The sequence below is a fragment of the Roseateles paludis genome (assembly GCF_039872745.1).
GTDB classification, from domain to species: domain Bacteria; phylum Pseudomonadota; class Gammaproteobacteria; order Burkholderiales; family Burkholderiaceae_C; genus Pelomonas; species Pelomonas paludis.
Map to the genome: position 1 here is coordinate 182,126 of NZ_JBDPZD010000001.1, position 12,130 is coordinate 194,255.

Genomic DNA, 12,130 nt, shown 5'->3' on the forward strand with positions numbered 1-12,130 from the left:
GGGGACGACGCAGCGCGGTTTACGCCGCAGCTGCGGCGTTGGATCGCGTAGCGAGCCGGCTCGGCTTGGGGCGCGACTCATGCGGCCACCGGCCGCGTGAGTGGAGACCACAAACCTCGCAACTTGGCGAAGTCGGTCACTGTCGAATAACGGGCTCGCTTCGCGCAAGATCTTGATCATTTGGAGGAATCTCGGGCACAGGCGGCCATGACGCCCTTGCGCCCGCACAAAATCCTCTCGCGAGCAGCCCCTGCGAGGCTCTCAGCATGCACCGCAGTCTCAGGCACGGCCAGCCCGGGCCACGACGGCGAACACGAGACCCGCACCCTCTCCTCGCATGAGCAAGACTTCCTCACGCCGTGCTCTGTTGCGTCTGGCTGGCACAGGCGCTGCAGGCACCGCCTTCCCTTCGTTGCGCATTGAGCACTGCAGCTTTGACAGCGTGCGCGTCAATGGGCGGCCATGAGTTCGCTGACATGAGCAGCATGGGACGCAGCGCCTGGACCGCTGTGGCGCTCGCCCTGACCCTGATCGTCAGCGGCCAAGCTGACGGGAGCCCCGATACGAACGACTGGGCGATGGCGGACGACATCGTCGCGCGCATCGAATTGCCGCGGATCCCTGAAGGCCGCTTTCCGATCACCGCCTACGGCGCCCGCGCCGATGGCTCGGACGCGCGGCCCGCCATCCAGGCGGCCATCGCAGCGGCAGCAAAGGCGGGCGGTGGCCGCGTGGTCATCCCGGCGGGCACCTGGCTCAGCCAGGGCCCGATCCATCTGCGCAGCAAGATCGACCTGCACCTGGAGGCCGGCGCCACGCTGCGCTTCAGCCCCGCCCCCGAGCACTACCTGCCCACCGTGCCCACGCGCTGGGAGGGCACGGAAATGCAGGGCTACTCCCCCTTGATCTACGCGGCCGAGGTCGAGGATGTCGCCATCACCGGCAGCGGCACGATTGACGGCAATGCCGATAGTGGCTTCCTCAAGTGGCTGGACTCTGCGGGCGCACGCGCCGACACCGACAAGCTACGTCGCATGGGGGTGGACGGTACGCCGGCAGCGCGTCGCGTCTTCGGCGCCGGCAGCCATCTGCGTCCGCCGCTGATCCAGTTCTTCCGCGCCAAGCGGGTGCTGCTGGCGGACTACACCGCCACCGAATCACCCTTCTGGGTCAACCACCTCGTCTACACCGAGCACGCCACCGTGCGCGGCGTGAAGGTGGTGAGCCACCACGGCAACAACGACGGTGTGGACGTCGACTCCAGCCGCTTTGTGTTGATCGAGGACTGCCACTTCCGTACAGGCAACGACGCGGTGGTCGTGAAGTCCGGCCGTGACCGTGACGGCCGCGACGTTGGCAAGCCCAGCGAGTACATCGTGGTGCGCCGCAATGACATGGGCGGTGAGGACGGCATCGCGCTGGGCAGCGAGATGTCAGGCGACATCCGGCACGTCTTCTTCAGCGACAACCTCCTGCGCACTGGGGGCGCGGCGGTCCGCTTCAAAGCCAACCTGGACCGGGGCGGCACGGTGGAGCACATCCGCGTGCGCAACTTCAAGGTCGAGTCCTTCCAGACCCTGATCCAGTTCCAGCTCGACTACCCCGGCCTCCTGGGAGGCGGGCACCCATCCACCTACCGCGACATCGTGTTGGAGAACTTCGACGTTGACAGTGCAGGCATCGTCTTCCTCGGCCACGCACCCGCAGAGGCGCCGCTACGCGGCGTGACCCTGCGCAACTTCAAGATCGGGCGCGCCGATCGCATCGCCGACATGGTCAACGTGGAGGGCCTGCAGCTGGAGAACGTGACCGTTGGCGGCAGGCTCGTCAAACCGAGCAGCCAGACGCGGCCGACTGTCGAATAATCAGCCCCTGCTGCAGGTGGCGCAGCGCCCAGCTTCGGGCGCTCGCGGCTCGCCGCAGTCGTCGCCTTGTCGCCGCCACCAGCACCCTGCGGGGTGCCTACTCTCGGAGCCTCCCCTTGAAGATCTTGAAGTCTTGCGCCCTCGCCCTCGCGCTGCTGGCCACCAGCCTCACCTCCTTCGCCCAGTCCAAGGGCATGGTCGGCATTGCCATGCCGTCCAAGTCCATCGCCCGCTGGATTGCTGACGGCAACAACATGGTCAAGGAGCTGCAGTCGCGCGGCTACAAGACCGACCTGCAATACGCCGAGGATGAGATCCCGAACCAGCTGGCGCAGATCGAGAACATGATCACCAAGGGCGCCAAGGTGCTGGTGATCGCCGCCATTGACGGCAACACGCTGAGCAAGGTGCTGCAGACCGCTGCAAGCCAGGGCATCAAGGTCATCGCCTATGACCGCCTGATCAAGGGCACCAAGAACGTCGACTACTACGCCACCTTCGACAACTTCCAGGTGGGTGTCCTGCAGGGCAACAACATCGTCGACAAGCTGGGCCTGAAAGCCGGCAAGGGCCCGTTCAACATCGAAGTCTTCGGCGGCTCGCCGGACGACAACAACGCCTACTTCTTCTATGACGGCGCGATGAGCGTGCTCAAGCCCTACCTGGACAGCGGCAAGCTGGTGATCCGCAGCAAGCAGGTGGGCGTGAACAAGGTGGGCATCCTGCGCTGGGACGGCGCCACCGCCCAGTCGCGCATGGACAACCTGCTCTCGGCCTTCTATGGCACGGAGAAGGTCCATGCGGTGCTGGCCCCGAACGACTCGCTGGCCGTGGGCGTCATCTCCTCGCTCAAGGGCGTGGGCTATTGCACCGCCAAGCAGGCCTGCCCGGTGATCACCGGCCAGGATGCCGAGATCCCGTCGGTCAAGGCCATCCTCAAGGGTGAGCAGACCTCCACCGTCTACAAGGACACCCGAGAACTGGCCCGCGTGGCGGCCGGCATGGTGGATGCGCTGCTGGGCGGCAAGCAGCCCGAGATCAACGACACCAAGACCTACAACAACGGTGCGAAGGTGGTGCCCTCCTACCTGCTCAAGCCGGTGCTGGTGGACAGCACGAACTGGAAGCCGCTGCTGATCGACTCTGGCTACTACAAGGAAAGCCAGATCCGCTGAGGCGCTACTTGAGCCGCAGACCCGCGGCGTCCCAGACGCGGGTCTCGACCGGGATGCCCTGGGCGATGCTCTGGGTGACGGTGCAATAGGCCTCGAAGCTGGCCAGCACGCGGTCCAGGCGCTCGAACTCGGCGGCGGTGCGGCCGAGGTGCAGGTCGGCCTCGATGCGCAGCACGCGCAGCCGGCCCTCGGCATTGCGCCCGACCTCGGCGCCCACTTCGGTGCGCAGGGGCTCGGGGCTCTGCTTGAACTTGCGCAGCGCAAAGAGCAGCGAGTCGCTCAGGCAATTGCCCACGGCAGCAGCCAGCAGTTGCACGGGCGACGGGCCCTGGGACTGGCCCAGCGGAGGCGGCTCGTCGGCCAGCAGGGCCGGCACGGGCCCACCGAAGTCGATGCGAAAGGCGTAGTCCTGCTGCTGGTGCAGCGTGATCTGGACACGCTGGTTGGCGCTCTCGGTCATGGTGTGGGCTCCGAGGCGGCCAGCGGCCGCCGGGCTGCGCGAGCGGCCGGCCGGGCGGCCAGTGCATGGATCTGCTGGATCAAGGCGCGGTGGCTGGGCAGGTCGGTGGCGGCGCGCTCAGCGAAGCGCTGAATCTTGGCAAACAGCTTGCGCGCCTGCTCGGCCTGCGGGAAGTCCTCGCGCGCGGCTTCGAGTTGGGTCTCGAAGCCCATGCCGTAGAGGATGTACTGGTAGTTGAAGAAGGCGAAGGCCTCGGTGTCGAGCGCGAAGTCAAAGCGGCCCGGCGGGCGCAGCCGCCACTGCGCGAGCAGCTCGGCCAGGCGCTCGGGGATGCTGGCGGCCTGCAGGTTGTCCTGCCAGAAGGGCTCGGTGCGGCGGCTGAGGCAGTAGTGCAGCTTGAGGAAGTTGATGATGTTCTCGTAGCGCGCGCTCATCAGCTCGTTGAAGCGGCGCGCCGGGGCATCGATGGGGCCGCTGTGCGGCAGCATCTCGGCCAGCATGCCCACCGCCGCCTCGATGAGCACGAGGCCGGTTGATTCCAGCGGCTCCAGGAAGCCCCCCGAGAGCCCGATGGCCACGCAGTTGCGCACCCAGGGCTGCTCGCGGTAACCGGCCTCGAAGGGGATGCGGCGCATGGCCACGTCGGCATGCTCGCGGCCCACGTACTGGCGCAGGATCTCGGCGGCGCGCTCGTCGCTGAGGTGGCTGCTTGAATACACGCAGCCAATGCCGCGCGCGCCGTTGAGCCCGATGTCCCAGGTCCAGCCCGCCTCGTGCGCGGTGGCGATGGTGAAGCTCTCCAGCGGCGCGTCCGGCGACGGCTCGGCAATCTTGCAGGTCATGGCGCGGTCCGCAAAGAGCGTGTCGCGCACCGAGCGGAAGGGCTTGCCGGGCAGGTGGCCGATGAGCTCGGCCCGGAAGCCGGTGCAGTCCACAAACAGGTCGGCCTCGAAGCGGCCGTGCTGCAGGGTCTCGATGTGGTCGATGGCGCCGCCCGCATTGAGCGCCACGCCGCTGAGCGTGGCCTCCACGTGCCGCACGCCCAGCTGCCGCGCGTGCTCGCCCAGCAGGCGCGCCAGCTTCATGGCGTCGAAGTGGTAGGCGTAGTTGAGCGGCGCGGCATAGGCGCCCTCGCTCAGGCGCTTGGGCGCGCGGCCGGCAGCGGCCACGCGGTGCTGCAGGGTCATGGCCTGGGCAAAGGGCGGGCGCTCGGCCTCGGGCTGCAGCAGCCAGTAGGGCACGAGGTTGAGGTCCTCGGCGTAGAAGGGCGCCTCGAAGGGGTGGATGAACTGGTGCCGCGTCTCGCCCTCGCCTGCTGGTTCCGGTGCATGGGCCCAGTCCACGAAGCGGATGCCCTGCTTGAAGGTGGCCGAGGTCTCGCGCACAAAGCGCCACTCGTCGATGCCCAGGGTCTGCAGCGTGGCGCGGATGGTGGGGAAGGTGCCCTCCCCCACGCCGATGACGCTGATCTCGGGCGACTCCAGTACCGTGATCTCCAGGTGCGGGCGCTCGGCCAGACGCAGGTGCTTGGCAAGGTAGCAGGCCGTCAGCCAGCCGGCGGTGCCACCACCAACGATGAGGATGCGACGCTTGCTGGACATGGTGATGCGGAGTCTTTCAGGAGAGAGCGGCGGCCGGCTTCAAGCCCATCAGGCGCGCACGTAGAGGTTCTTGAGCCAGAGGTGGCCGGTTTGCGTGCCCTGGCCCCAGTCTTCGTCCTCGTCGCCCACCTGGGGCACATAGCCGGAAGGGTTGAGCAGCTTGACGCGCCCGGCGCGGAAGGCGGTGATGCGGTGGGTGACGAAGGTGAGCCCGTGCTCCAGCGCGGTGGCGGCCAGCAGGCCGTCCCGTGTGTTGGCATAGGGTAGCTGAGCGCGGCGGCGCACCACGGCGGCGTCCACGGCCAGCACCCGGCCCTCAAAGGCGGGCAGCAGCTGGTTGTCGATCCATTCGCGGACCGAGAGGCCGGCGGCCTTGTCCTTGCGCGCCAGGCGCGCGGCGGCGTTCTCGACCTCCAGCAGGCTGAGCGCCGACATGAAGAGCCGCTGCCGCGCCATGCCGGCCGCCCAGGCGGCCAGCCCCTGGTCGGCCCCGGGCGAGCGCGCCTTGCGCAGCTCCAGCACGATGCCGGTGTCGAGCAAATACATCATGCGCGGCGGCTCACTTCAGCACCTCGCGGTGGTCCCAGGCGCCGTCATTGCCATCGGCGGCTTCCAGCTCCAGGGTGTCGGGCGCAGCCAACAGGTCCACGATGTTCTCGCTCTCGCCGGTGAGGCGGCGGAACTCGGCAATGCTCATCAGCACATGGGTGGGCTGACCGCGGTCGGTGATGAGCACCGGCTCCACGGCCGCCTCGCGCTTGGCGAGGCTGACGTCGCGGTTGAACTCACGGCTGGAGAGCAGCTTCATGGGGCCGCGATGGTAGTGACGTGCCTGCAAGTTGGCAAATGCTAGGTAGGTACGTAGGTTCGATGCTGTCGCAACCCATGGACAGCCGTTGCCTCGATCGCGACAGTCGCGCCTCGCTGCCTCGCCGGCCCAGTCTTTGCCGAGCGGTGGACGGAGACAACGTTGACATCGCCCTTCCGAGCGGCGTCCACGCCCTACAACATCAAGACCCCTGCATCACCATGGAAAACTTCAACCTGCTGGAGCTGTTGGGCGACGTGTTCGCCAAACACGGCCCCGCCGTGCCGGCCCAGGCCGCCAGCTATTCACCGGCGGACTTCAGCGTCCACTTCTTCCTGCAACTGGCGCTCATCCTGCTGGCCTGCCGCATCGTGGGCTGGGCCGGCCGCAAATTCCTCGCCCAACCCCAAGTGGTGGGCGAAATGATTGCCGGCGTTCTGCTCGGCCCGTCGCTGTTCGGGCTCCTCATGCCCGATCTGCAGGCCGCCATCTTCCCCAAGGAGATGAAGAACGTGCTCTACGCCGGCTCACAGCTGGGCGTGGGGCTCTATATGTTCCTGGTTGGCACCACCTTGCAGCTGGACCACTTCCAGTCCAAGGCCCGCAGCGCGATTGGCGTGTCGATGGCGGGCATTGCTGCGCCCTTCTTCATCGCCTTCCTGATCACGCCGCTGCTGCTGACCGTGCCGGGGCTGTTCGCCGAAGGCATCTCCACCGCCAACGCCACGCTCTTCATGGGCGCCTGCATTGCGCTGACGGCCTTCCCCATGCTGGCCCGCATCATCAATGAGCGCGGCCTGGCCAACACCTCGCTGGGCACCCTGTCGCTGACGGCCGGCGCGTTTGACGACGCCTGCTCCTGGTGCGTGCTGGCCCTGGTGCTGGCCGCCTTTGGCGCGGGCCCGGGCGTGGCGGTGCTGGCCATTGGTGGCGGCGTGCTCTATGCCACCTTCATCATCCTCTTCGGCCGCAAGCTGCTGGCGCCGCTGGGCCGCATCGTCGAGCGCGAGGGCCATATGAGCACCACGGTGCTGGGCATCACGATGGCGCTGTTCTGCCTGTCGGCCTTCGTGATGGACGCCGTGGGCATCCACTCCATCTTCGGCGGCTTCATCCTCGGGGCCGTGATGCCGCGCGGCCTCTTCGCTGCGGAGCTGAAGAAGAAGGTCGAGCCGCTGGCCGTGGTGCTGCTGCTCCCAATGTTCTTCACCTACTCGGGCCTGAACACGCGCATGGACATGCTGAACTCCATGCAGCTCTTCCTGATCGCCATCGGCATCCTGGCTGCCTCGGTGATGGCCAAGTTCGGCGCCTGCTACCTGGCGGCCCGCCTGGCCGGCGAGGACAACCGCACCGCCCTGGGCATCGGCGCGCTGATGAACTCGCGCGGCCTGATGGAGCTCATCATCATCAACATCGGCCTGCAAAAGGGCATCATCGGCCCGGCCTTGTTCTCGATGCTGGTGCTGATGGCCGTGGTCACCACCATGATGGCCACCCCGGTATTCGAGCTGGTCTACGGCCGCAAGGCGCGCGCCTCGGGCGAGCTGGGCAGCATCCAGGCGTCCACCACCGCCAGCGCCGCCTGAGCGCGTGGAGTCCCTCAAACCCCTGGCCGCGCCGCTGCGGCCGGGGCGTCGCATGACCGAACTCAGCCAAGCCCCGGTGTCAGGCCCGGTATCAGGTCCGGTTATCGCGACGCCCAGCCCGGCACGGGCACCGCAGCACACCCTCGCCCAGGGCCTGGTGGCCTGCGCCGGGGTGTTTGTCGTGATCGGCGTGCTGGCCATCTTCTCGTTCAAGCTGCACGTGCTGCTGTTGCTGGGCTCCTTCGGCTCCAGCGCGGTGATGGTGTTCACCTTCCCCGAGATCCACTTCTCGCAGCCTCGCAGCGTGATCGGCGGCCACGTGATCTGCTCGGCCATGGGCCTGGCGGCGCTGCAGCTGTGGGGCCCGGTGTGGTGGTCGCTGGCACTGGCCGCCGCGCTCTCGCTGGCGCTGATGATGCTGACCCGCACCGTCCACCCGCCCGCCGGCTCCAACCCCGTGATCGCCTTCCTCACCGCGCCGCACTGGGACTTCGTGCTCTTCCCCACCCTCTTCGGCGCGGCGGCCATGGTGCTGGTGGCCATCGTCTACCACCGGGGCTGCAAGCGGCGCTATCCGCTGTATTGGCGCTGAATCAACAGCCGGGGCACCAAGCAAAACGCCATCCGCAAGGATGGCGTTTGTCATTGTGTGACTTGACCCAAAGTCTGGCCGAGCGTGTGAACTGAAGTCTGGCCAGATTCAGCGCCGGCGCAACGCCCACAACGTTGTCGCTCCCGGGAAGGCTTCGTGCTCGCTGTCCGGCCCGTTCACAAACCTTGGCCGAGAGTCGTTCGTTCCACTCAACGCTGGCCGAGAGTTCTTGTGTCCGCTCAAGGGCTTGCGAGAGCCCTTCCCATTGAGCAGCCAAAGCTTGGCCCAAAGTCTCCCAAAAACTGTCGCGCGCAGCGCCGCCTGAGCCCCCGAATTCTGGCGACTTCGCGCGGCGCGCTTCTGCGTTGACGCTCGTGCGCCGGCATTCCTATCCTGACTTTCCGACCGCGACCACCAAGCAGGTGTACATCCCTCGCGGCCAGTGTCGACCAATGGACTGGGCAGCTCGCCGTGAAACCTTTACCTCCCCCTTCAACCGACAGGGCCGCCTCACCGGCCCCGCCGCAGCGGTTGCGCGCCACCCAGCGCGAGCGGGTGATGCAGCAACTGGCTGCCCTGCGACATCGCTGCGGGCTCTCCGCGCTTTCTGAGAACAGTCCGAATGCACTCCTCTTGGAAATGCTGGCCACGCATGCCCAGCCACCTGAATCGCTGGCGCCGTTCTGCTCCGAATTCAGGGCAGCTCTATCAGCCCGCCTGGACGACAAGCGCCGTGCCAAGCACCTGCGCGCTGCGGCTGGGATGCTGCCGCGGTGCGGCGATGCCCTGGCCTGGCCCACCGAGGCCAAGCTGACCCTCCTTGAGTTCGCTGCCAGCCTCGACGCCCGACCCAAGGACCGGCTGGATCTGGTGATGTTCGGTCTAGAAGCACTGCATGCACAGACCGGGATCGATGTCGTCGTGCCGCGTCACGGCCCGCCGGGTCTGGCGGGAGGCACGTCGGCGGCCGAGTTCAACGCAATGGTCGATCGGCAGATCCAAGCGCTGTGTTTCCGGGCTGTCCGGGAGGTCTGCGCTCGTCGCCCTTTCATCGGCTGGTCGATGGAGGACCTCAACGCTGCCCTGTTTGCCATCCGCTACCTCTACGCCAACATGACCCGAACTGTCTTGGGTGAGTTCGCTATCCCCAAGCCCCGGCAAGAGGATTTCCGAACGGTTGGCCAACCGCTGTGGGACGCGCTGCGAGACGCGGCCACGAGCCTCAAGCTACGGCAGCCTGATGCGCGCCTGCTGGGGGACGAAGACTGGCACCAACGCGCCCAGGCGGCGGTGTACCTGTCCATCAGGTCGCCAAGGACGGAGGTCGCGCAGGAGTTGGCGCTGAGCGCGTCTCCGGTGCAGGGGCCTTCCCGGGTCGTCTGCCGCCGGCCCATCGCGCCCAGCTCCGACCGATTCGACAAGGAGGAAGTCGAGCGGCACCGCATCCTGGAACACCCCTTGCCGCTCGCGTTGATGCCGCAACGCCTGGCGCTCGACGACGCGCGATATCGGCTCTGCCAGGAATTCCCTTGGGCTCAGGACGTCCTGGACATCGTCTTCGACGACTTGCTGGGTCGATCGGCCATGGGCGCCCTGACGCTTTCCATGCCGCCGACCTTGTTGGTCGGTGCCGCTGGCAGTGGCAAGTCACGATTGGCGCGGCGGATCGCGGAGCAGCTGAAGCTGCCCCGCCTGGACCTCTGCCTGGCCGGAAGCTCGGACACCAAGATGCTCGGCGGCACCAGCCGAGGCTGGGGGTCCAGCAAGCCGGGTGACTTGGCCACCTTGATGGCCACGCAGCGGACGGCATCGGCACTCGTCCTCTTGGACGAACTCGACAAGGCTCAGGACAACCTTCGGCAAGGCCTGGGCCTGCAGGCCTATTTGCTCGGGCTCCTGGAGCCAGAAACCGCCTCACGGCACACCGATGTGTTCCTCAAAACGGAATGCGACTACTCCGGCGTGCTGTGGCTAGCCACTGCCAACAGCCTGCGGGACATTGCGCCGACGCTGCTGACTCGTTTCAGGGTGCTGATGCTGCGGCAGCCTGGGCGGGAGCACCTTGAAGTGATCGCCCAGAACGTCATTGCCGACGTCGCGAACCGCTGGGGGGTGGAACGCGAGGCCCTGCCCGAACCGAGTGAGTTGAGGCTTCCCTTGGATCATCTGCAAAGCGCCAGGCAGGTCCGAGCGGCCACCGAGGCTGCGGTGACGGAGTGGGCGCGCCAGATCCAACGGCACTGATGCGGGGCAGCATGAGCGCAGACCTGGGTCGATCGATGCTTTGGCCTCTGCGGCCCATCGGGGTTGGGACGGCGGATGCCGAATCCGCGCAGAGCTATGCGTGGCGCCTGGCGAACTCCCACGGCGTCGCGCCGTTGACGCTTCACAAGTTCATCAACGGGCATGGGGCTGAGATCTACAAGGATCTGCGCGGACAGCCGCCGCGGCTCGATGCGCCGACGGCGGAAGCGTCGATGTACATGCAGCGCCTGGCCACCTTGACCCGGCAGCCCGAGGTGGCGCTCCTTGGGCTGGGGTGGCTGGCGGGTCGTTTCTCGGGGCAGTACCTGCTGAGGAGGCAACGGGCTTGGTGTGCGGGGTGCTTTAGGTACATGGAAGCGTCGGGGATGCCATTGCATGAACCGCTGCGATGGGCCTTTCTCCTCGGTGCCTATTGCCCACGCCACGGCAGCCTGCTCTGCGATCGCTGTCCTGCATGCGGTCGAATGAAGTCGTGCAGCCGGGTCCAGGCCGACAGCGTGACCCGGTGCGACTCTTGTGGTGTCTATCTGCTGCAGATACCTGCTGGTGCGTATGCCGGCGGTGTTGACGGGCAGCGGATGTCGAGCGGTGAGCGGGCCATCCAGGACCAGCTTGGAGAGTTGATTTGCTTTGCAACGCCAGCGGCGCTGGGCCGCAAGCCCCTGTCGTTCGCACGCCTGATTGCTGAGCTGCATCGCCGCGGACACCCCGTGTCGCCCACGGAGCTGACTCGGCGCCTGGGTGTCGTGAAGAGCACCGTCAGCAGTCTGATGCGGGGCCACAGCCAGCCCAGCCTGGACTTCATGCTGAGATTGGCGACGGCGCTTCGAGTGCCGCTGCCTGACCTGCTGTTCGAGCGATCAGGGCGTGACCTGGACTACCTGGTGGCGAGGCCGGGGTGGTCCGCCATCACGTGGCCGGCACGCACGAAGCCACGGATTGACTGGCAGTCCGCGCAGGGTGCGCTGGACATGGAGTTGCAAGCCACCGTCGCCCTGCCGGTCTCACAGGTTGCTCGGCGCCTGAACATCGATGCACGGCACCTGGCGGTCGCAGAACCCTTGCGTGCGGCAGCTATTCGGCGGAGATATCGGGCCGAGGCCAGGACCCCATCCAGTGCTCAGTTGAATTGCTGACGCTTCGTCTACATCGCAGGACCAAAGCATGCCGTCTCAGAGAAGGAGGAAGTCGATCATCAATGAGCATGCGCTCTGGCACCGTCGGCGCCGCTTCGACGAGGAATTGCGCCTGTGGGATCAGATGGCATCGGTTGGACGCGAATTCGGAAGCCCGGATTTCGAACGCCTGATGGAAGAGGACTTCCGCCTAGGCCGAGGCGTTTTCGATCCAGCACTCGCCACGGTCATCACAAAGCGCCAAGTGGGTCTTCTCAAGGGCAAGCTGGTCATTCCGGAGACCTTCAACGCACCCTTGCCCCATGACGTCCTTGCGGACTTCGAAGGTGGTACTGAGCTCGAAGTGCCCGAGGATCACCCACTGCAACCCAGGGCCCGCCAAAGGTCATCATGAAGCACGCTCACCTACATCGCGAGCTTCAACGGCAAGGTCCGCGACGAGCACTGGTTCCAGAGCCTGGCGCAGGCTCGCATCGAAATTGCGCGCTGGCGAACCGACTACAGCGAGGTGAGGCCGCACAGTAGCTGCGGGCGGACGCCACCAGCCAAGTTCGCCGCACTGCATCGCAAGACAACCGGCGGCGCCGTCGCGGCGCCACAGCAGACCCAGGAGTAATCTCCTTCAACCCGGCGGAATTT

11 protein-coding genes and 1 pseudogene are annotated in these 12,130 nt (G+C 66.7%); 8 read left to right on the plus strand and 4 right to left on the minus strand.

Annotated features, from left to right (window positions below; translation table 11 throughout):
- The first annotated feature begins 476 nt into the window (after positions 1-476).
- The gene (locus ABDJ85_RS00910; protein ID WP_347702846.1) at positions 477-1,865 is read left to right on the plus strand and encodes a glycoside hydrolase family 28 protein; all 1,389 of its coding nucleotides are present in this window, start codon (positions 477-479) and stop codon (positions 1,863-1,865) included.
- Between the two features lie 122 nt (positions 1,866-1,987).
- Positions 1,988-3,040: a multiple monosaccharide ABC transporter substrate-binding protein gene (chvE, locus tag ABDJ85_RS00915; RefSeq protein ID WP_347703812.1), complete on the plus strand. Its 1,053-nt coding sequence runs from the start codon at positions 1,988-1,990 to the stop codon at positions 3,038-3,040.
- A 4-nt stretch (positions 3,041-3,044) separates the two neighbouring features.
- Here the strand turns inward: chvE and ABDJ85_RS00920 are convergent, their stop codons facing one another.
- Genes ABDJ85_RS00920 through ABDJ85_RS00935 form a run of 4 tightly spaced genes read right to left on the minus strand, consistent with a single transcriptional unit; the run spans position 3,045 to position 5,909 of the window.
- Entirely contained in the window at positions 3,045-3,500 is a 456-nt protein-coding gene (locus tag ABDJ85_RS00920) for an OsmC family protein (RefSeq protein ID WP_347702847.1), read from the minus strand.
- A complete protein-coding gene (locus ABDJ85_RS00925; protein WP_347702848.1) occupies positions 3,497-5,101 on the minus strand; it encodes a tryptophan halogenase family protein in 1,605 nt (534 codons plus the stop codon). The genes ABDJ85_RS00920 and ABDJ85_RS00925 overlap by 4 nt, the downstream gene beginning before the upstream one ends.
- A gap of 48 nt (positions 5,102-5,149) precedes the next feature.
- Positions 5,150-5,650, minus strand: a complete 501-nt coding sequence (locus ABDJ85_RS00930) for a PIN domain-containing protein (RefSeq protein ID WP_347702849.1) — start codon at positions 5,648-5,650, stop codon at positions 5,150-5,152.
- A 10-nt stretch (positions 5,651-5,660) separates the two neighbouring features.
- The gene (locus ABDJ85_RS00935; RefSeq protein WP_347702850.1) at positions 5,661-5,909 is read right to left on the minus strand and encodes a type II toxin-antitoxin system Phd/YefM family antitoxin; all 249 of its coding nucleotides are present in this window, start codon (positions 5,907-5,909) and stop codon (positions 5,661-5,663) included.
- 221 nt (positions 5,910-6,130) lie between these two features.
- Between ABDJ85_RS00935 and ABDJ85_RS00940 the strand changes: the two genes are divergently transcribed.
- The 6 genes and pseudogenes from ABDJ85_RS00940 to ABDJ85_RS00965 form a co-directional block, all read left to right on the plus strand.
- Positions 6,131-7,498, plus strand: coding sequence for a cation:proton antiporter (locus tag ABDJ85_RS00940; RefSeq protein WP_347702851.1), 1,368 nt, complete (start codon positions 6,131-6,133; stop codon positions 7,496-7,498).
- Between the two features lie 4 nt (positions 7,499-7,502).
- Positions 7,503-8,090 carry an HPP family protein gene (locus ABDJ85_RS00945; RefSeq protein WP_347702852.1) on the plus strand — a complete coding sequence of 196 codons (588 nt, stop codon included), beginning with the start codon at positions 7,503-7,505 and terminating at the stop codon, positions 8,088-8,090.
- Positions 8,091-8,621: 531 nt separating this feature from the next.
- Positions 8,622-10,334, plus strand: a complete 1,713-nt coding sequence (locus ABDJ85_RS00950; protein ID WP_347702853.1) for an AAA family ATPase — start codon at positions 8,622-8,624, stop codon at positions 10,332-10,334.
- Positions 10,335-10,345: 11 nt separating this feature from the next.
- Positions 10,346-11,491 (plus strand): TniQ family protein, encoded by a 1,146-nt coding sequence (locus ABDJ85_RS00955; protein WP_347702854.1) that lies wholly within the window; start codon positions 10,346-10,348, stop codon positions 11,489-11,491.
- Between the two features lie 28 nt (positions 11,492-11,519).
- On the plus strand, positions 11,520-11,885 hold the full coding sequence (locus ABDJ85_RS00960) for a hypothetical protein (RefSeq protein ID WP_347702855.1): 366 nt from the start codon (positions 11,520-11,522) through the stop codon (positions 11,883-11,885).
- A 12-nt stretch (positions 11,886-11,897) separates the two neighbouring features.
- Positions 11,898-12,107: pseudogene (locus ABDJ85_RS00965) on the plus strand (integrase core domain-containing protein); the annotation flags it as partial.
- Positions 12,108-12,130 lie beyond the last annotated feature (23 nt).